Source organism: Streptomyces sp. NPDC002602, assembly GCF_042889445.1.
Classification (GTDB): Bacteria; Actinomycetota; Actinomycetes; order Streptomycetales; family Streptomycetaceae; genus Streptomyces.
In genome coordinates this window covers 204,362-224,738 of record NZ_JBIAQX010000006.1, presented here as the reverse complement: position 1 = coordinate 224,738, position 20,377 = coordinate 204,362, and the positions used below count along the sequence as shown (strand labels likewise).

The 20,377-nt window shown below is 69.7% G+C and carries 14 protein-coding genes and 1 riboswitch; of the genes, 6 read left to right on the top strand and 8 right to left on the bottom strand.

The features are described 5' to 3' along the window. Positions 1-55: 55 nt before the first annotated feature. A complete protein-coding gene (locus tag ACFYW3_RS19335) occupies positions 56-931 on the top strand; it encodes a Cof-type HAD-IIB family hydrolase (protein WP_351749875.1) in 876 nt (291 codons plus the stop codon). Positions 932-1,054: 123 nt separating this feature from the next. On the opposite strand, the gene ACFYW3_RS19330 is transcribed toward ACFYW3_RS19335, so the two are convergent. The 4 genes from ACFYW3_RS19330 to ACFYW3_RS19315 all read right to left on the bottom strand — a co-directional run bounded on the left by ACFYW3_RS19330 (position 1,055) and on the right by ACFYW3_RS19315 (position 8,984). Continuing rightward, positions 1,055-2,791 (bottom strand): GAF domain-containing protein, encoded by a 1,737-nt coding sequence (locus ACFYW3_RS19330; protein ID WP_351749873.1) that lies wholly within the window; start codon positions 2,789-2,791, stop codon positions 1,055-1,057. Positions 2,792-2,805: 14 nt separating this feature from the next. Next, complete coding sequence (gene cydD, locus ACFYW3_RS19325; RefSeq protein ID WP_389386849.1) at positions 2,806-6,393, bottom strand: thiol reductant ABC exporter subunit CydD; 3,588 nt, start codon at positions 6,391-6,393, stop codon at positions 2,806-2,808. 65 nt (positions 6,394-6,458) lie between these two features. Further along, entirely contained in the window at positions 6,459-7,460 is a 1,002-nt protein-coding gene (gene cydB, locus ACFYW3_RS19320) for a cytochrome d ubiquinol oxidase subunit II (RefSeq protein ID WP_351749869.1), read from the bottom strand. Positions 7,461-7,478: 18 nt separating this feature from the next. Further along, positions 7,479-8,984 carry a cytochrome ubiquinol oxidase subunit I gene (locus ACFYW3_RS19315; RefSeq protein WP_389386848.1) on the bottom strand — a complete coding sequence of 502 codons (1,506 nt, stop codon included), beginning with the start codon at positions 8,982-8,984 and terminating at the stop codon, positions 7,479-7,481. Between the two features lie 189 nt (positions 8,985-9,173). Between ACFYW3_RS19315 and ACFYW3_RS19310 the strand changes: the two genes are divergently transcribed. After that, positions 9,174-9,542, top strand: coding sequence for a cyclophilin-like fold protein (locus ACFYW3_RS19310; protein WP_351749865.1), 369 nt, complete (start codon positions 9,174-9,176; stop codon positions 9,540-9,542). Positions 9,543-9,620: 78 nt separating this feature from the next. Here the strand turns inward: ACFYW3_RS19310 and hisC are convergent, their stop codons facing one another. Further along, positions 9,621-10,703, bottom strand: a complete 1,083-nt coding sequence (gene hisC, locus ACFYW3_RS19305; protein WP_053684020.1) for a histidinol-phosphate transaminase — start codon at positions 10,701-10,703, stop codon at positions 9,621-9,623. Between the two features lie 362 nt (positions 10,704-11,065). Here hisC and ACFYW3_RS19300 point away from each other — a divergent pair, with 362 nt between their 5' ends. From ACFYW3_RS19300 to ACFYW3_RS19290, 3 genes are all read left to right on the top strand, one after another. Further along, positions 11,066-12,181: a LacI family DNA-binding transcriptional regulator gene (locus tag ACFYW3_RS19300; RefSeq protein WP_053684018.1), complete on the top strand. Its 1,116-nt coding sequence runs from the start codon at positions 11,066-11,068 to the stop codon at positions 12,179-12,181. 275 nt (positions 12,182-12,456) lie between these two features. Further along, the gene (locus ACFYW3_RS19295) at positions 12,457-13,740 is read left to right on the top strand and encodes a metallophosphoesterase (protein ID WP_389386847.1); all 1,284 of its coding nucleotides are present in this window, start codon (positions 12,457-12,459) and stop codon (positions 13,738-13,740) included. Positions 13,741-13,888: 148 nt separating this feature from the next. Further along, the gene (locus tag ACFYW3_RS19290; protein ID WP_351749861.1) at positions 13,889-14,701 is read left to right on the top strand and encodes a hypothetical protein; all 813 of its coding nucleotides are present in this window, start codon (positions 13,889-13,891) and stop codon (positions 14,699-14,701) included. A 558-nt stretch (positions 14,702-15,259) separates the two neighbouring features. On the opposite strand, the gene ACFYW3_RS19285 is transcribed toward ACFYW3_RS19290, so the two are convergent. Together ACFYW3_RS19285 and thiC are read right to left on the bottom strand one after the other, a co-directional pair. Continuing rightward, positions 15,260-16,309 carry an aldo/keto reductase gene (locus ACFYW3_RS19285; protein ID WP_389386911.1) on the bottom strand — a complete coding sequence of 350 codons (1,050 nt, stop codon included), beginning with the start codon at positions 16,307-16,309 and terminating at the stop codon, positions 15,260-15,262. 138 nt (positions 16,310-16,447) lie between these two features. Further along, positions 16,448-18,235: a phosphomethylpyrimidine synthase ThiC gene (gene thiC, locus ACFYW3_RS19280; protein ID WP_351749857.1), complete on the bottom strand. Its 1,788-nt coding sequence runs from the start codon at positions 18,233-18,235 to the stop codon at positions 16,448-16,450. Continuing rightward, positions 18,230-18,375, bottom strand: a riboswitch (TPP riboswitch). (Overlaps the previous gene by 6 nt.) A gap of 72 nt (positions 18,376-18,447) precedes the next feature. Here thiC and ACFYW3_RS19275 point away from each other — a divergent pair. Next, on the top strand, positions 18,448-19,839 hold the full coding sequence (locus ACFYW3_RS19275) for a YibE/F family protein (protein WP_389386846.1): 1,392 nt from the start codon (positions 18,448-18,450) through the stop codon (positions 19,837-19,839). 62 nt (positions 19,840-19,901) lie between these two features. Here the strand turns inward: ACFYW3_RS19275 and ACFYW3_RS19270 are convergent, their stop codons facing one another. Further along, positions 19,902-20,351 (bottom strand): SsgA family sporulation/cell division regulator, encoded by a 450-nt coding sequence (locus tag ACFYW3_RS19270; RefSeq protein ID WP_351749853.1) that lies wholly within the window; start codon positions 20,349-20,351, stop codon positions 19,902-19,904. Positions 20,352-20,377 lie beyond the last annotated feature (26 nt).

Below are 20,377 nucleotides of genomic sequence, written 5' to 3'. Positions count from 1 at the left end.
AGCTGCGGGAATCCACGCGGCAGGCCGGCCGATCTTGGTCCAGTGCCATGGGCCCATGGGCGAAGATGGAACCGTGACCTCGGCTCCCCAGCGCCCGGACGGGCCAACCTCCTCTCCCCGGCTCATCGCCACCGACCTCGACGGCACCCTGCTGCGCGACGACAAGTCCGTCTCGCCCCGCACCGTCGCCGCACTCGCCGCCGCCGAGGAGGCCGGGATCGAGGTCTTCTTCGTGACCGGACGCCCGGCCCGCTGGATGGGTGTGGTCAGTGACCATGTCCACGGCCATGGTCTGGCGATCTGCGCGAACGGCGCGGCCGTGGTCGACCTCCACGCCGGCCCCGAGTTCGTACAGGTCCGGGCGCTCCCTCGGGCCACCGCGCTCACGGTCGTGGACGCCCTGCGGACCGCAGCTCCCGGTACGACCTTCGCCGTGGAGCGCACCACCGGGATCAATTACGAGCCGGCTTACCCGCCGTTCTTCCAGGACCCGGGTGCCACGGTGGCCACCGTCGAGAAGCTGCTGCACGAGGAGTACGACGACAGCGCGGAACCCGTGCTGAAGCTGCTCGCGCACCATGCCGAGCTGGCACCCGACGAGTTCCTGCTCCTGGCACGTTCCGTCGCCGGCGGGCACGCGTCGATCACCCGCTCCAGCCCGACCGCCCTGCTGGAGATCAGCGGACTCGGAGTCTCCAAGGCCAGCACCCTGGCCCTGTGTTGTGCCGAGCGCGGGATCTCCCCCGCCGAGGTGGTCGCCTTCGGGGACATGCCGAACGACGTGGAAATGCTCAGCTGGGCAGGCACCTCGTACGCCATGGGAAACGCCCATCCTGACGTGATCGCGGCCGCGTCCGGCCGCACGGTCGCCAACAACGAAGACGGGGTCGCCCTCGTCATCGAGCGCATCCTGGCCGAACACACCGCGTAGGAGCCGTACCAAGAGCAGCCGAACCGGGAGCGGCCCGGTCGGGAGCGGTCGGACCGGGAGCGGCCGGGCCGGAAGCGGCCGGGCCAACGCCGCCGGCGGGACAGCGGGACCGGCCTCGGACGCTCAGAGCGGGGCCTCCCAGACCAGGGTGGTCCCGCCGCCGTCCTCGCCGATCCCCGGGCCGTACGAGCTCGACCCACCCAGCGATTCGGCTCGACGGCGCAGGTTCCGCAGCCCGCTGCGGCGGCCGCCCTCGGCGATGCCCACCCCGTCGTCAGCCACCTCCAACCGGACCCCGGGCCGGCCGTCGGTCAGGTGGATGGTGGAGTCCAGGACCACTTCGATCCGGGACGCCTCGGCGTGCCGGAACGCGTTCGACAGTGCCTCGCGGAGCGCCGCGATCAGGTTCTTGCCGACCAGTTCCCCCACGACCGCGTCGATCGGTCCGAGGAAACGGTGCGCGGGCTTGAAGCCGAGGGGGACGGCGGCCATGTTGATCTCTCGCAGTACCCGGGTGCGCAATCCCGAAGGGGCTTCCGCCGGGCCCTGCTGGAGGGCGAAGATCGCGGTGCGGATCTCCTGGATCGTGACGTCCAGTTCGTCCACGGCCTTCCCGACCCCGTCGCTGACCTCCGGGACGACGGACCGGCGCTGCGCGCCCTCCAACATCATTCCGGTGGCGAACAGTCGCTGGATCACCAGGTCGTGCAGATCACGGGCGATGCGGTCGCGGTCCTCGAACACCGCGAGCCGCTCCCGGTCACGCTGGGCCTCGGCCATCATCAACGCGAGGGCGGCCTGGGAGGCGAACTGGGTCGCCAGGGTCCGCTCGGACTCGGTGAAGGGTCGCTTGCCACGCGCCCGCGGGGTGACCAGGGCCCCGAGCACCCGTCCGCCACTGTGCAGCGGCAGCATCATGCAGGGCCCGTACTGGCTGGTCAGCTTGCTGATCATGCGAGGGTCGGAGGCGGCGTCGTCCACGAAGACGGGTTCGCCCCGCAGCAGCTTGTCCACCACCGGGCTCTCGGCGGGGATGACCGCTCCCAGCGAGGTCGCCGGGTTCTCGGCGGACACGGCGACGATCTCCATCCCGCCGTCCTCGGCCGGCAGCAGCACGATCCCGGCCGCCGAGTCGGCCAACCGGCGGGCCTGCTCGGCCACCACCGCGAGGGCGTCGTCCGCGTCTCCGCCGGACAACAGGGCAGTGGTGACGGCCACCGAGCCGTCGATCCACCGCTCGCGCTGGGTGGCGGCCTCGTACAGCCGGGCGTTGCCGATGGCGATGCCCGCCTCGGTGGCCAGCACACGGACCATGTGCACGTCGTAGTCGTTGAACTCGCCGCCGCCGTTCTTCTCGGCGAGGTACAGATTGCCGAAGATCTCGCCTTGCACCCGGATCGGGACACCGAGGAAGGTCTTCATGGGCGGGTGATGGTCCGGGAAGCCCGACGACCGGGGATCCTTCGTGAGATCGGCGAGCCGCACGGTGTCCGGGTGGGAGATGAGCGCGCCGAGCAGGCCCCGCTTCCCGTCCGGACGATGGCCGATCTTCCGTGCCGTCTCGGCGTCGATGCCGAAGGTGACGAAGTCCGAGAGCCCTCGGCCCTCGGTGTCGACGACGCCGATCGCCGCGTAGCGGGCGTCCGCCAGTTCGGCGACCGTCTCGCAGATGCGGTCGAGGGTGGAGTGCAGTTCAAGGCCCGTACCGACCGAGCGCATGGCCTCCAGCAGTTGCGGCACCCGGGCGGTGAGCTCGGTGGAAAGGCCCTGCAGACTCCTGGCGGCCTGGGGGGTGGCCTCCAGCGGGTCCGGTGTTCCCCGTGATGGTTCCGGTGGTTCCTGAGACTCCTGCACTGACATGTCCTTGAGCCTAGTTAGTCCCCTTTATTGGGGAAAGTCGGCCTGCGGTTCCCGGCCGGCAGTGCGTCCGCCTCCCGTTCCCGCTCCAGGAGCCGACGCAGTGGCCCCTCGACGACGGCCAGCTCCTCGTACCCGCCACGCTGTACGACCGCGCCCCGGTCCAGGACGAGCACCTCGTCCACCGCCTCCAGGCCGGCCAGCCGGTGTGTGATCAGCACCGTGGTCCGGCCCTCGGTGGCCGCCAACAGGTCCGCGGTCAGCGCGTCCGCGGTCGCCAGGTCGAGGTGCTCGGCCGGCTCGTCCAGGACCAGGACGGGGAAGTCCGCGAGCAGCGCCCGGGCCAGGGCCAGCCGTTGGCGCTGACCGCCGGAGATCCGCTCCCCGTGCTCGCCGACGAGGGTGTCCAGGCCGTCCGGAAGCCCGTCGGCCCACTCCAGCAGCCGGGCCGCGGCGAGTGCCCGCCTCAGCTGCGCCTCGGTCGCGTCGGTGCGGGCCAGGCGCAGGTTCTCCCGTACCGAGCTGTCGAAGATGTGGGCGTCCTGGGCACACAGACCGACGATCCGCCTCACGTCGTCGCTGTCGAGCGAGCGCGCGTCGACCCCGCCCAGGGTGTACGAACCCTGGCTCTGGTCCAGGAACCTCAGCAGGACCTGTGCCAGCGTGGTCTTGCCCGAGCCCGACGGTCCGACGACCGCGACACGTCGGCCGGCCTCCAACGTCAGGTCGAGCCCCTCCAGCGCGTCCCGCTCCTGGCCGGGGTGCCGGGCGGTGAGCCCCGTCACGCGCAGAGGGAAGGGCGAGACGGGCATCGCGTGCGGCCGGTCCGGTTCGGCGACCGGAGCCGGCGCGTCGATGACCTCGTAGACCCGCTCGGCACTGCGGCGCACCCGCTGCCGGTACTGCACCGCGAGCGGAAGTCCGGTGACGGCCTCGAAGGCGGCCAACGGAGTCAGCACGACCACCGCCATCGTCACCCCGGACAACCGGCCGTCGACCACGGCGTTCGCGCCGAAGAGGGCGGCGACCACCACGGTCAGGCCGCACACCAGGGCGGACAGTCCACCGCCGAGCCCGGTCGCGGCCGCGCCCCGCGAGGCGATGTCGGTCAGCCCCCGGTCGCTCGCGCGCACGGCGGCCTTCCGCCCCTCCAACGCACCGGCGACCGTCAGCTCGGCGGTACCGGTCAGCAGGTCGGTCACCCGGGTGGCGAGCCGCCCTCGGGCGGGCGCCAGCCGGCGTTCGGCGCGGCGGGCGACGGCGCCGCTGACCAGGGGCACCCCGACACCGGCCGCGAGCAGGCCGACGGCCAGCGCGGCCCCGGCTTCCGGCAGCAGCCAGGCGGTGAAGGCCACCGAGCCGGTGCCGACGAGCACGGCCGTGCCGACGGGAAGGAGCCAGCGCAACCAGTAGTCCTGCAGGGCGTCCGCGTCGGCCACCAGCCGGGACAGGAGATCCCCGCGCCGCTGTTCGCGCAAGCCCGCCGGGGCGATCCGCTCCAGCCGCCGGAACACCGAGACCCGCAGATCGGCGAGCATCCGCAGGACGGCGTCGTGCGACACGAGCCGTTCGGCGTAGCGGAAGACGGCACGCCCGATGCCGAAGGCACGGGTGGCCGTGACCGCCATCATCAAGTAGAGGACCGGTGGCTGCTCCGAGGCCCGCGAGATCAGCCATCCGGAGACGGCCATCAGGCCGACACCGCACCCGACGGCCAGCGCGCCGAGCAGCAGCCCGAGCCGGAACCGCCCCTGCCAGGCCGCGGCCACCTCGCGGACCCGTCGGAGCGGATCGCGCCCGCCCGCGTCGGTACCCGCTTGCTTCGCGGCGCCCTCTGACGCGACGCCGAGGATCCACTCCCCGGGATCCGCCGGTTCCGTGTCCCGACCCGGTCCCGCTTCCCGCGGGATCCCTGCGAGCGGGTGCGCGTCCGCCATGGGGGAGGGGCCCGCCGGGCCCGCCCCCACGGCCACGACACGGTCCGCGACGGCCAGCAGCGCCGGCCGGTGCACCACCAGCAGGACGGTCCGCCCGACCGCGAGCTTTCGTACGGCCTCGACGACAGCGGCCTCGGTCTCCCCGTCCAACGCGGCGGTCGGCTCGTCCAGCAGCAGTACGGGCCGGTCCGCCAGGAAGGCCCGGGCCAGCGCCAGGCGTTGGCGCTGGCCGGCGGACAGCCCCACCCCGCCCTCGCCGAGTACCGTGTCCGCGCCACGAGGCAGCGCGCTCACGAACTCCCGGGCCCCGGCGTCCGCGAGCGCCTCGGCGACGGCGTCGTCGGACGCGTCCGGCCGGGCCATTCGCACGTTCTCCGCGATGGTCCCCGCGAACAGGTGCGGCCGCTGCGGCACCCACGCGATCCGCTCCCGCCACTGCTCGGGCGCCAGGTCGGCCAGGTCCACGCCCGCGACCGACACCCGCCCGGCGGTCGGCTCCACGAATCCCAGCAGTACCTGCAGCAGTGTGGACTTGCCCGCGCCGCTCGGCCCGGTGAGGGCCACGCACTCGCCCGGTTCGACCACCAGCGACACCGGTCCGGGCGAGTCCTCGCCCCGGCCCTCGTACCGGACGGCCACACCGTCCAGCGCGATACGAAGCGGGGTGCCGGCCGGCGGGACCACCGAACCGCCGCCCCGCGCGACGGGGGTCTCCAGCACCTCGAAGATCTCCTCGGCGGCCGCCAGCCCCTCGGCCGCCGCGTGGTACTGCGCCCCCACCTGGCGCAGCGGCAGGTAGGCCTCCGGGGCCAGGATCAGGATGACGAGTCCGGTGTACAGGTCGAGGTCCCCGTGCACGAGCCGCATGCCGATGGTCACGGCCACCAGCGCCACCGACAGCGTGGCGAGGAGTTCCAGGGCGAAGGAGGAGAGGAAGGCGATGCGCAACGTCCGCATCGTGGCCTGACGGTAGTCGTCGGTGATCTTGCGGATCGACTCGGCCTGGGCCTTGGCCCGACCGAAGACCTTCAGGGTCGCAAGCCCTTCCACCACGTCCAGGAAATGCCCCGAGAGCCGTGAGAGCAGCCGCCACTGGCGGTCCATCCGGGACTGGGTGGCCATGCCGATGAGGATCATGAACAACGGGATCAGGGGCAGGGTGACGACGATGATGGCCGCCGACACCCAGTCCTCGGTGACGATCCGCGCGAGCACCGCCACCGGCACTACGATCGCGAGCCCCAGCTGCGGCAGGTAGCGGGAGAAGTAGTCGTCGAGGGCGTCCACGCCCCGGGTGGCCAGCGCCACCAGCGATCCCGTGCGTTGCCCGCTCAGCCATCCCGGCCCCAGGTCGGCGGCCCGGTCCAGCAGTCGCCCCCGTAGTTCGGACTTGACCGCGGCACTGGCCCGGTGGGCGGCCAGCTCCGTGAGCCAGGCGATCAGCCCGCGCCCCAGCGCCACCGCCGCGAGCAGCAGCAGTGGCGTCCGGAGCGCCTCACCGTCCAGCCCCTTTTCGAAGGCACCGACCACGATCTCGGCGATGAGCATCGCCTGGCCGACGACCAGCCCCGCCCCGACCAGCCCGAGGGCCACCACCGCGCCCAGGAAGAGACGGGTGGAGCGGGCGTACCGGAGCAGACGCGGGTCGATCGGTTTCACGTGAAACATCCCCTCGGCAGGGTCAGGCAGGCGTGGGCTGTCCCAGGCTCGAAGAGCCCGGGACGGTCAGCGGCTCAGTGCGCGTCAACGATGTGCTGCGTACCGATGCGCTTGCGGAACACCCAGTAGGTCCAGCCCTGGTAGAGCACGACGACCGGGGTGGCCACCACCGCGAGCCAGGTCATGATCTTCAGGGTGTACGGGGTGGACGAGGCGTTGTCGACGGTGAGGCTCCAGGCGTCGTTCAACGAGGACGGCATGACGTTCGGGAAGAGCGTCAGGAAGAGCATCGCGACGGCGGAGGCGATGGTGACCCCCGACAGGGCGAACGACCATCCCTCACGGCCGGCCAGGTTGAAGCCGAGCGCCGCGAGCAGCGCCACGACCGCGACGGCCATGGCGATCAGGCTCTTGCCGTCGCCCCGCGAGACCTGGGTCCAGGTCAGGAAGACCAGCGCCAGCACCGCGGTGAGCACACCCAGCCGGGTCGCCAGGCTCCGCGAGCGGTCCCGGATGTCACCGACGGTCTTGAGCGAGGCGAACACCGCGCCGTGGAAGGTGAACAGGGTGAGGGTGACCAGGCCGCCGAGGATCGAGTACCCGTTGAGCAGGTCGAGGAAGGTACCGACGTACTCCTTGTGCTCGTCGATCTTCACGCCGCGCACGATGTTGGCGAAGGCCACGCCCCACAGGAACGCGGGAATCAGCGAGGTCCAGAAGATCGCGTGTTCCCAGTTGGTCTGCCACTTGTCCTCGGGACGCTTGTGGCGGTACTCGAAGGCGACGCCGCGGACGATGAGGCAGACCAGGATGATCAACAGCGGCAGGTAGAAGCCGGAGAAGAGCGTCGCGTACCACTCGGGGAACGCGGCGAAAGTGGCACCGCCCGCGGTGAGCAGCCAGACCTCGTTGCCGTCCCACACGGGCCCGATCGTGTTGATCAGGACCCGCTTCTCCGTGCGGTCACGGGCGAGCAGCTTGGTGAGTACGCCGATCCCGAAGTCGAAGCCCTCCAGGAAGAAGTAGCCGATCCACAGGACGGCGATGAGCACGAACCAGACGTCTTGAAGTTGCATGGTGTGGTCTCCTCAGCCTCAGTACGAGAAGGCCATCGGCCGGTCGGAGTTCTTGTCGTCCCCGCCGATCTTGGTGGGCGGGTTGAGGTCGGCTTCCGTCAGTTCGGGCGGGCCCGTCTTGACGTACTTCACGAGCAGCTTGACCTCGATCACGGCGAGTACCGCGTAGAGGGCCGTGAAGACGAGCATCGACGTGATGACCTCGCCCTGCGAGACGCTGGGGGAGACGGCGTCACGGGTACGCAGGACTCCGTAGACCACCCACGGCTGGCGGCCCATCTCGGTGAAGATCCAGCCCCAGGAGTTGGCGATCAGCGGGAAGCCGAGCGTCCAGATCGCGGTGAGCCAGTACAGGCGGGTGAAGCGGGGACTCAGTGCCTTCCGGAAGAGCACCAGGTGGGGCCGTTCGTCCTCGCCGGTGCGCAGGGCCGACGGCAGCATGAACTTGCGGCGCGTCAGCCAGAGGCCGATGGCCCCGATCGTGAAGGAGGCCATGCCGAACCCGATCATCCAGCGGAAGCCCCAGTACGCGACGGGGACCTCCGGCCGGTAGTCGCCGGGCCCGTACTTCTCCTGCTCGGCCTTGTTCACGTCGTTGATGCCGGGCACGTAGGAGTCGAAGGTGTTGTCCGCGAGGAACGACAACAGGCCGGGCACCTCTACGGCGACCTTGTTGTGGCCCTTGTCGACGTCGCCGTAGGCGAAGATCGAGAAGGGCGCGCCCTTCTCGCCGTCCCACAGCGCCTCGGCGGCCGCCATCTTCATCGGCTGCTGCTTGTACATGATCTTGGCGAGGGTGTCGCCGCTCACCGCCGTGAGCAGGCCGCCGACCACGACGGCGATCAGGCCCAGCCGCAGTGAGGTGCGCATCACCGGGATGTGCTTCTTGCGCAGCAGGTGGAAGGCGGCGATGCCCACCATGAACGCGCCCCCGGTCAGCAGGGCGGCGGTGAGGGTGTGGAACACCTGCGCCAGGGCGGTGTTCTGCGTCAGCACGAGCAGGAAGTCGGTGAGCTCCGCCCGCCCGGTCTTCTCGTTGATGCGGTAGCCGACCGGGTGCTGCATCCAGGAATTGGCCGCGAGGATGAAGTACGCGGAGAGGATGGTGCCGATCGACACCATCCAGATGCAGGCCAGGTGGATCTTCTTCGGCAGCTTGTCCCACCCGAAGATCCACAAGCCGATGAACGTGGACTCGAAGAAGAAGGCGATGAGGGCCTCGAAGGCCAACGGCGCCCCGAAGACGTCACCGACGAACCGCGAGTAGTCGGACCAGTTCATGCCGAACTGGAATTCCTGGACGATGCCCGTGACGACGCCCATCGCGATGTTGATCAGGAAGAGCTTGCCCCAGAACTTGGTGGCCTTGAGGTACTTCTCCTTCTCGGTCCGCACCCAGGCGGTCTGCAAGATCGCGACCAGCGCGGCGAGCGAGATCGTCAGGGGGACGAAGAGGAAGTGATAGACGGTGGTGATGCCGAACTGCCATCGCGCCAGGGTCTCTGGCGCCAGAGCTTGGTCCACGTCGTCGTCTCCTTCGTGTCGCCGTGGTCACAGCCGCAGTTTGTCTGTTGTGCACTGCTCAGAACGGGATGAAGCAGGCACGCTTGTGAACGCGTTCACATTCACAAGCATTATGGCGCACGTGGTTTTCGGACGCTTGAGCGGGGTCCCCTCTGGTCAACGCCTTCAACAAATTGTTGAATGCACCCCATGAGGATTCGAATCTCCTGGCCTGCGGGTCAGCTCACCGCGACGCTCGAAGAGACCCCGACCAGCAAGGCCCTGGCGGAGGCACTCCCGATTTCCGCCTCCGCGAACACCTGGGGCGAGGAGGTCTACTTCGACACCGGGATCTCGGTGGCCCTGGAACACGACGCCCGACAGGTGGTCGACCCGGGCACGGTCGCCTTCTGGACCGACGGCGACGCGCTCGCGCTGCCCTACGGCCCCACGCCCATCTCGCGCGAAGGCGAGAGTCGCCTGGCGAGCCCGTGCAACGTCCTCGGCTCGTTCGACGGCGACCCCCGCCTGTTGGCCACCGTCCGCGACGGCGACCCCATCCGCGTGGAACTCGCGTAGTCGAGTCCCGCGGGCTGCCGACCGCTCCGCAAAGCCCGTACAGCCCCGCGGCCGCACAGCCATGCAGCCGTTCAGCTCTTACAGCTCCTTGAGGAACGCCTCCGCCGCGTGCAGGAAGAGGTCGTTCGCCTCGGTCTCACCGATCGTGACCCGCAGGCCCTCGCCCGCGAAGGGCCGGACCACCACACCGGCCTTCTCGCAGGCCGCCGCGAACTCCGCGGTCCGCTCGCCCAGCCGCAGCCACACGAAGTTGGCCTGCGTCTCCGGGACCACCGTCCAGCCCTGCGCGAGCAGCGTGGCGTGCACCCGCGCCCGCTCGCCCACCAGCGCGCCGACCCGGCCCATCAGCTCGTCCTCGGCGCGCAGCGAGGCGACCGCCGCGTCCTGTGCGAGCTGGCTGACACCGAACGGAACCGCCGTCTTGCGCAGCGCCGCGGCGACCGGCTCGTGCGCCACCGCGAAACCGACGCGCAGGCCGGCCAGCCCGTAGGCCTTGGAGAACGTACGCAGCACGCACACGTTGGGGCGGTCACGGTAGAGCTCGATGCCGTCCGGCACGTCCGTGTCACGCACGAACTCGCGGTAGGCCTCGTCCAGCACCACCAGGATGTCCGAGGGCACCCGGTCCAGGAACCGCTCCAGCTCCGCCCGGCGCACCGCGGTACCGGTGGGGTTGTTGGGGTTGCAGACGAAAATCAGACGGGTCCGCTCGGTGATCGCGGCGTACATCGCGTCCAGGTCGTGCACATCTCCGTCGGTCAGCGGCACCTGCACGGACGTGGCGCCCGAGATCTGCGTGATGATCGGGTACGCCTCGAAGGACCGCCACGCGTAGATGACCTCGTCGCCCGGACCGGCCGTCGACTGGATCAGCGACTGCGCCACCCCGACCGAGCCGGTGCCCGTCGCGATGTGCTCGACCGGTACCCCGAACCGCTCCGCGAGCTCGTTCACCAGGCCCGTGCAGGCCATGTCCGGGTAGCGGTTGAAACGACCGGCCGCCGCGACGGCCGTCTCCAGGACCCCGGGCAGCGGCGGGTACGGATTCTCGTTCGAGGACAACTTGAACGCGACGGGTCCACCCGCGGCCGCGGGCTTGCCCGGCTTGTAGGTGGGGATGCCGTCCAGCTCGGCGCGCAGCCTCGGGCTCTTCTCGCTCACCGCAGGTCCTCCTCGACCGTCCCGTCGACGTCGCCGTCGACTCAATGCTGCACACCTTATGAGGATTCCGCCGATCCGAGAATGGCGGGCGCCAGGATCACAGGGGGAGCGCGCGCATATATGCGCGCGCCGGTGGCCTGCGCCGTGGCGCGCATCCCCCGTGCAGGTGAGTTGCGACCGACCGGACAGCGCCCCGTTTTGGCATGCCCGTACCCGCCGACAAGCTCCACTCTCGCTGCAAGCCACCAAGAACCTTCTTTTCCAAGGTCATTGGGGGTGGCGAACCATGCAGAAACGTGCCTGTCAACGCGTGCATATGCACCCAGACCAGCCGCCCCCACGAGCCCTACTATCGGCTCGCCATGACAGCAGCAGGGAAGCATCAGGTGAGCCGGACCGAGACCACCCGGCGGACCGGCGGCCGACAGGGCCGGGCCGGCATCAGAGACGTGGCCGCAGCGGCGGGCGTCTCCATCACGACCGTCTCCGACGCGCTCAATGGCAAGGGGCGGCTGCCCGACGCCACCCGACGCCACGTTCGCGAGGTCGCCGACCGACTGGGCTACCGCCCGTCCGCCGCCGCCCGAACCCTCCGCACGGGCAAGTCGGGCCTCATCGGCCTGACCGTGACCACGTACGGGGATGAACCTTTCACCTTCACCGAATTCGCGTACTTCGCGGAGATGGCGAGGGCGGCGACCTCCGCCGCGCTCGCCCGCGGCTACGCCCTCGTCATCCTGCCCGCCACCTCACGACACGACGTCTGGTCCAACGTGGCCCTCGACGGCACCGTCGTGATCGACCCCTCCGACCACGACCCCGTGGTCAGCGAGCTCGTCCGCCAGGGCCTGCCCGTGGTCTCCGACGGCCGACCGGCCGGATCCCTCCCCGTCACCGCCTGGGTCGACAACGACCACGAGGCGGCCGTACTCAACCTGCTCGACCACCTCGCCGCCGCGGGTGCCCGCCGGATCGGGCTGCTCACCGGCACCACCACCGACACCTACACGCGGCTCTCCACCACCGCCTACCTCAACTGGTGCGAGCGCGTCGGCCAAGACCCCGTCTACGAGTCCTACCCCGCCCACGACCCGTGCGCGGGTGCGGTCGCCGCCGACCGGCTGCTCGCCCGACCCGACCGACCCGACGCCGTCTACGGGCTCTTCGACCCGAACGGCACCGATCTGCTCGCCGCCGCCCGGCGCTACGGGCTGCGTGTCCCCGAGGACCTGTTGCTCGTGTGCTGCAGCGAATCGACCGTGTATGCGAACACCGAACCACCGATCACCACCCTCTCCTTGAAACCGCGGCGCATCGGCACGGCCGTCGTGCAGTTGCTCATCGACGCGATCGAGGGAGTCGACACCGGCCGGCCCGTCGAACAGGTCGTCCCGACCGAACTGATCATCCGTACCTCCTCACAGCGCAGGCAGCCCCGCACGACCGTCAGTCCGCCGCGCTCGCCGGCCCAGGACTGACCGTTCGACCGACTGCTCGACCGACCGATCGACCGACCGAATCGGCGGTGCCGGACGCCACACCGGCGGGGCCGACGGCCCCGCCAAAGATTTCAACCACACAGATATCGGTCGAAAGTGGCAGGAAGGACGGCTCTGGCCAGGATTCACCACCCCTGGTGCGTCACAGAGCGCGAGCCGCATTCCTATGATGGGCGCACGACATCACGGACCCTCCGACCCGGAGGTCAGAGGGTCCGCAGGTGTACGGCAGCGCGACGGTGGTGGAGGGGTCGATGACTCAGGGGGCCGGTCAGGGACCCGCGATGCGGACGGACACGCTGCGAGACTTCCGCGTGCCGGTCACCGAACCCGCCCCGTACGCGGCGTCCGTCGGCTTGCCCGGCGAGCAGCCGGTGTACGGCGAGTACCCCGCGTACTACGGCGAGGGCGCGCCCGGCCACGGGCAGCCCGAGTACCGGAGGGAGCCCGTCACCCACCCGACGGGCCACGTCGTGGTGCGCCCGGAGGGCGAACACGAACACGTGCCCCACCAGCGAGTCGTCGGCGCGTTCACGGGCCTCGCACCCGCCGGGTCGGACATGCCGGACGCATCCGCGCCGGCCGAGGACGAGGACCCCGAGGGCTACACGCCCACGCAGCGCGACCTGCCCATCATCGGCCCGGGCGCACAGGGCGGCCCCGGCGACACGGTCCAGGTCCACTACGTACCCCAGGAGACCTCGGCGCCCGGGCCCGGCCCGCTGTACGTCGTGGGCGACGTGCACGGCTACCTGGACGAGCTCGTCACCGAACTCCAGGCCCAGAACCTCATCGACGCCGACCGGCGGTGGTCCGCGGGCAACGCCCGGCTCTGGTTCCTCGGGGACTTCACCGACCGGGGCCCCGACGGCATCGGGGTCATCGACCTGGTCATGCGGCTCTCCGCCGAGGCCGCCGCCGCGGGCGGCTACTGCAAGGCCCTCATGGGAAACCACGAGTTGCTGCTCATCGGCGCCAAGCGCTTCGGCGACACCCCGATCCACTCCGGAGCCGGCACCGCCACCTTCCAGGCCGCCTGGCTGCTCAACGGCGGCCAGCGCACCGACATGGAGCGGCTGGAGGACGTGCACCTCCAGTGGATGTCGCGGCTCGACGCGGCCACGCTGGAGGACGGGCACCTGCTGCTGCATTCCGACACCACCGCCTACCTCGACTACGGCAGCTCCATCGAGGATGTCAACGACACCATCCACGAGCTGCTCAACCGCAACGACGCAGACATCACGTGGGACCTCTTCCGAAAGTTCACCAAGCGCTTCGCCTTCCGTGACGAGGAAACCGGTCCGCAGGCCGTACGGGAACTGCTGAGCACCTACGGAGGTGGCCGCGTCGTGCACGGTCACAGCCCCATCCCGTACCTGCTCGGCGAGGTGGGCACCGAGGACGGCGACGAACCGCGCGGCCCCGAGGTCGTGGACGGCCCGCACGTGTACGCGGACAGGCTGGCCATCGCGATGGACGGCGGTGTCACGATGGCCGGGAAACTCCTGGTCGTCCAGCTGCCTCTGCGCGACTGAGCGTTCGCTGAGCGGGGTATTTCCGGAAAGCCCCTGTCACGGCGTGGCATGGTCGCTCTACCATCGCTCTATCCGTAGCAGGCTCTCCTCCGTTTGTGCCGGCGCCCGGGTCTACGCGGGCATACCGGCTTGTACGGAGCATCGGGGGATGCACATGACCAGCGCTCCGCACCTGCTCACCGAAGACCGACCGGAGTTCGATCGGCTCCTCGACGAGGCGCTGCGCACAGCGAACGAACGGCCCGAACTCGCCGCCCTGGGGGAACGACTGAACGCCGAACAGTTGCGCACCATGGCCATGGGCGCCAGCGCGATCCTGACGGCGGCGGCCGCCGCCGAGTACGACCACTTCGTGAAGGTCCGCGAGGACCTGCGCGACGAGGCCCTGACGGCCTCGGGAAGGGCCGGAGAGCACCAGTACACCGGTCAGGACGGCGGGGCGGGACTGAGCGCCATCGTGGCCGTACTGGCGCCGGTCCTGGCGGGCACCGCCATGCTGATCTTCCTGCTGGTGGGTTACAGCCTCAAGATGCTCGACCCCGAACCAGCCTTCGCCCAAACGATGCTGACGGCGGGTTGGCTCTTCGGCGCACTCACCGTGGCCGCGCTGCTGTTCGCGGTGATCGGGCTGTTGGTGACCGCGATCCGCAACAGTTCCACCGAGGTCGCGGCCGAGGAGACCGTGTCGATACCCGACGAGCTCTCGCGCGCACGGGAAGCCTGGCGCAACGCCCTGCTGGAACGGGGCATCATGCCGTTCCTGCGGGACGCGCTGGCCGATCCGAGTACGCGCCCGGGTTCACCCGTACGACGACTTCCCTCCAGCCGGATGCCCAACCTCGGCTACACCGCACCGGACTTCACGAGTCCCGGCACGTCCGGCGGGGCCGCCCGGCCGGGCTACTCGCCGCCGGACTTCACCAGCCCGGACTTCGGAGGCCCGGAAAACGAACCGGAGTGATCTGATCGGAGCCCGACCAGGTTGGGCGGAACGGCCCATCAGGCGAGCCCACTTGGCGGTGCTCCCGGGGTCCACCCGGGCCGCTCCCCGGCGTGCCGTCCCACGGCCCCGCGAGCCCGTCCCCAGGGTCAGCGGCCGTGAACCCTGGGAGTCCCGGCCGGAGCGACTGGAAGCCTGCTACGAATTCGCTTCCAGGCTGCGCCTCCGAGGCCGCCACCACGGGGCGCACTCCATCTCCGGTGCCGTCCTCGATCGGCCGGCTCCGGACGACCTGTTGTTCGTCCAACCCTGGGTGTACCGGTGGGGTCTGCTCTTCGAGCACTCGATCACCTCGTACCGGGTGGGCGACGTGGCCGGCTCTCTCCTCGCCTGCGACCGACTGCTCGCCATGCCCGACCTGCCGGGGACCTACCGACGACAGACCGAGGTCAACCGCGGGTTCGCCGTATCCCGCGCCCCGATCCGCTCCGTGATGCCTGTTTCACGTGAAACAAACCTGACTGTTTCACGTGAAACATCCGGGTCTGTTTCACGTGAAACATCACACGACTCCGGCGTCTAACCCGCCGCGCGGTCCTCAAGCGTCCGCCGCCGCTGCGCGACCTCCGTCAGCGCCGGCGGGCGCCAGACGCCGTCGGGCCGGTAGAGGTTGTGACCCGGCGGAACGATCTCGTCGATCCGGTCGAGCGCCGCGTCGTCGAGGACCAGGCCCGCTCCGTCGACCAGCGACTCCATCTGCTCCATGGTGCGTGGGCCGATGATCACGGAGGTGACGGCCGGGTGCGCCACCGGGAAGGCGACCGCGAGCTCCGGTAGCGAACAGCCGATCTCGTCGGCCAACTCGACGAGCCTTTCGACGGCTTCCAGCTTCGTGACGTTGCCGGGAATCGCCGGATCGAACCGGGCAGGAGTCAGCGCCGCCCGCCCCGACGTCAGGTCGACCGGGCCACCGAGCCGGTACCTGCCGCTCAGAAATCCGGACGCGAGTGGGCTCCAGGTCAGGACGCCCATCCCGTGGCGCCGGGCCACGGGAAGCACGTCGGCCTCGATGCCGCGCGCGAGGATCGAGTACGGGGGTTGCTCCGTACGGAACCGCGGCAGCGCTCGGCGCTCCGAGACGTGGTGGGCCTCGACGAGTTCCTCGGCCGGGAAGGTGGAGCACCCGAAGGCCCGGATCTTGCCGGCCCGCACCAGATCCCCGAGTACGGCCAGGGTCTCCTCGACGTCGGTGCCGTGGTCGGGCCGGTGCACCTGGTAGAGGTCGATCCAGTCGGTGTCCAGCCTCCGGAGGCTGTCCTCCACGGCCCGGACGATCCACCGCCGCGAGTTCCCGCTGCGGTTGCGTCCCTCCCCCATCTGGAAGTGCACCTTCGTGGCGAGCACGACGTCGTCGCGGCGCCCCTTGAGCGCCTTGCCGACGATCACTTCCGACTCGCCCGCGGAGTACATGTCCGCGGTGTCGACGAAGTTGATCCCCCGGTCGAGCGCGGCGTGGATGATCCGTACGCACTCCTCGTGATCCGGGTTCCCCACGGCCCCGAACATCATCGTGCCGAGGCAGTGCGCGCTCACCTCGATGCCGGTCCCGCCCAGATTCCTGTATCGCATGGTCATGGCGGTGGACTCTAGGAGTTGAAGCACACTCGAACGCAAGGGATTCGAGGTGCGAGTGTCACCACCGACGGGCGAAGGTGCCGCCGTTGTCCGATCCCCCCGGTCCGGACAACGGCGGCACCGCGCCCTGCGTCAGTCCGCCAGTGGCAGGTAGACGCGGTTACCCGAGGCGGCGAACTCGGCTGACTTCTCCGCCATGCCCGCCTGGATCTCGTCCGCCTTCAGGTCACCACCGTGCTCACGGCGGATGTCCTGGGAGATCTTCATCGAGCAGAACTTGGGACCGCACATGGAGCAGAAGTGCGCGGTCTTGGCCGGCTCAGCCGGGAGGGTCTCGTCGTGGAATGCGCGGGCCGTGTCCGGGTCGAGGGCCAGGTTGAACTGGTCCTCCCAGCGGAACTCGAACCGGGCGTCCGACAGGGCGTCGTCCCACTCCTGGGCGCCCGGGTGTCCCTTGGCCAGGTCGGCCGCGTGTGCGGAGATCTTGTACGTGATGACACCGGTCTTCACGTCGTCCCGGTTGGGCAGACCCAGGTGCTCCTTGGGCGTCACGTAGCAGAGCATCGCGGTACCCCACCAGGCGATCATGGCCGCGCCGATGCCGGAGGTGATGTGGTCGTACGCGGGAGCGACGTCGGTGGTCAGCGGCCCGAGCGTGTAGAACGGCGCCTCCTCGCAGATCTCCTGCTGAAGGTCGATGTTCTCCTTGATCTTGTGCATCGGGACATGGCCCGGGCCCTCGATCATCGTCTGGACGTTGTGCCGCTTGGCGATGGTGTTCAGCTCGCCCAGCGTCCTCAACTCCGCGAACTGCGCCGCGTCGTTCGCGTCGGCGATGGAGCCGGGGCGCAGGCCGTCGCCCAGCGAGTACGTGACGTCGTACGTCGCCAGGATCTCGCAGAGCTCCTCGAAGTTCGTGTAGAGGAAGTTCTCCTTGTGGTGCGCGAGGCACCACGCGGCCATGATCGAGCCACCCCGCGAGACGATGCCGGTCTTGCGACGGGCGGTCAGCGGCACGTACGGCAGCAGCACGCCGGCGTGCACCGTCATGTAGTCGACGCCCTGTTCGGCCTGCTCGATGACCGTGTCCTTGTAGATCTCCCACGTCAGGTCCTCGGCACGGCCGTCGACCTTCTCCAGCGCCTGGTACAGCGGCACGGTGCCGATCGGGACGGGGGAGTTGCGCAGCACCCACTCACGCGTGGTGTGGATGTTGCGGCCGGTGGAGAGGTCCATGACCGTGTCGGCGCCCCACTTGGTCGCCCAGGTCATCTTGTCCACCTCCTCCTCGATGGAGGAGGTGACGGCCGAGTTGCCGATGTTGGCGTTGACCTTCACCAGGAAGCGCTTACCGATGATCATCGGCTCGATCTCCGGGTGGTTCACATTCGCCGGAAGCACCGCGCGACCCGCCGCGATCTCCTCGCGGACGACCTCGGGGGAGACGTTCTCGCGGATCGCGACGTACTCCATCTCCGGGGTGATCTCGCCCCGTCGGGCGTACGCGAGCTGTGTGACGGCGGCGCCGTCGCGGCCCCGGCGGGGCTGACGGGGCCGACCCGGGAAGACCGCGTCGAGGTTCTTGAGACCACCGCGGGGGGACGTGTGCTTGATGCCGTCGTCCTCGGGGCGCACGGGACGGCCCGAGTACTCCTCGGTGTCACCGCGACCGATGATCCAGTTCTCGCGGAGCGGAGCAAGACCCCGGCGGACGTCCGTCTCGATCTGGGGATCGGTGTACGGACCGGACGTGTCGTAGAGCGTCACGTCCTTTCCGTTGGTGAGGTGGACCTGGCGGACCGGCACCCGGATGTCGGGGCGGGAGCCCGCCAGGTATCCCTTGTGCCAGCCGGGCTGGCGCTCGGTCTGGCCGTCGACGTCCTGGCTGACGGCAGGCGTGCGTGCGTCCTGAATGGTCATGAGACCTGATCTCCCTACGCCGGCATTACCCGGTAACAGGTTCGGCGGTCGACGCAGCCTCTTCCCGTACGTCGTGACGACGTGCGTACGGTGATCAGCGTCCTCTCAGCCCGGTGCTCCGAGCTCCCGCGTTGTGCAAAGGTGCCCCCACGCTAGCGTCATCTGTGGCGTGCTGAACAGTGGGCCCCCTCATCTCTTGCGATGATCGGCCGGTGACGACCTCGCCGCAGCCCCCCACCGAGCCCGCAGAGCACACCGGTCACACCGGTCACGAACACGCCCCACTCGGCCATGTGCCAAGCCCCTCCCACGGACATTCCCACAGCCATGGCCACGGCCCGGCCGCTCCCGTTTCCAAGCACCTGCGCAAGGTCATCGCGGCCGTACTGATCCCGTTCGCCACCGCGGTCTTCATCGGCATGGTGGTCCTCTGGCCGGGGGGCGCCCCTGCCCACGAGCGCACCGGCGTCGGGTTCGACCGCCAGACCCAGCAGGGGAAGGTCGTCACCCTGGCCCAGGTCGACTGCAAGTCGGTGAACGCCTCGCAGGTGCCCCCCACGGGCGACACGTCGACCCCGGAAGGCCGTGAGGCCCAGGCCGCGCAGACCGGCGAGTGCAAGAAGGCCACCGTCGAGGTCACCAGCGGCCCCGACAAGGGCCGGACCTTCTTCGAGATCGTCCAGCCCGGCGCTCCGCGCCAGTTGGCGAGCGGTCAGGAGGTGGTGGTCGCGTACGCCCCGGACGCACCCCGGGACCTCCAGTACTCCGTGATCGACCTCAATCGGAAGTTCCCGATGGCACTGCTCGCCGGGATCTTCGCCATCGCGGTCGTCATCGTCGGGCGAATGCGTGGACTGTTCGCACTGATCGCGCTCGCTGTCAGTTTCACCGTCCTGACCCTCTTCATCCTCCCGGCGATCCTCCAGGGTTCCAACCCTCTGCTCGTCGCGGTGATCGGGGCCAGCGCGATCATGCTGATCGCCCTCTACATGTGCCACGGGCTGACCGCGCGCACCTCGGTCGCCGTCCTCGGGACGCTCGTCTCGCTTCTGCTGATCGGCCTGTTGGGATCCTGGTTCATCGGATGGGCGTTCCTCAGCGGGAACACCGACGACAACACCGGTCTGATCCACGGTCTGTACCCGGAGATCGACATGAGCGGCCTGTTGCTCGCAGGCGTGATCATCGGTTCCCTGGGCGTCCTCGACGACGTGACGGTCACCCAGACCTCAGCCGTCTGGGAACTCCACCAGGCCGACCCGAAGATGGGCCCGCGAGCCCTGTACCGGGCGGGCATCCGGATCGGCCGCGACCACATCGCGTCCGTGGTCAACACGCTGGTGTTGGCGTACGCGGGCGCCGCGCTGCCCTTGCTCCTGCTGTTCTCGATCGCGAACAGCAGCATGGGCTCGGTCGCGAACAGCGAGCTGGTCGCGGAGGAGATCGTACGGACCCTCGTGGGCTCGATCGGGCTCGTGGCCTCTGTACCGGTCACCACGGCACTGGCCGCGTTGGTGGTCTCCGCCGACCGCCCGGGCGCTCCGGACACCGCGCCGGCCGCGGGTCCGGCACGTGGTGGCCGGGGCCGGCGGCGCAAGCGCTGAGCGTAGGGGCGGGACCGGACGGGGCGACGGCGGGTGGTGAGCGCGACGAACGGGGCGGTCGCTCAGCCCGCGTTCCGCTCGTTCTGCTGGGATTCGTCCAGGATCTTGCCGAGCGCCTCGTCGAGGTTCTCCTCGAAGTCACTCAGAGTGCGCTCCTGACCGAGCGGAACAAGCCGGTCGGTCCGGTCGAGGAACGCGACGAGCGGCGCCGCACCGGCGCGGAACAGCGCCCGGTCTCCTCCGACCTGCAGACGGATGTGCACATCCGAGAGCTCTTCAGGCTCGGTGGGAGCGATGTGCACATCACCTTCCCCACAGGACTTGTTGATGCCGTCGAGGAGCAGTTCTCGGCCGAATGCCCAGGTCACAGGCGCGTCTCCCGGGAGGTGGAAGGTCAGGCGTACCGCGTATGGGTCGTGAGCGTCGTACCGGAGCTCCACCGGGATCCGGAACGAAAGCTCCTCGGAAACGAGGAAGTTCATCATGACCTCTGCCTGTACGGACTCGCGCATTGCCTACCCCGCTGTCGTGGAAGTGG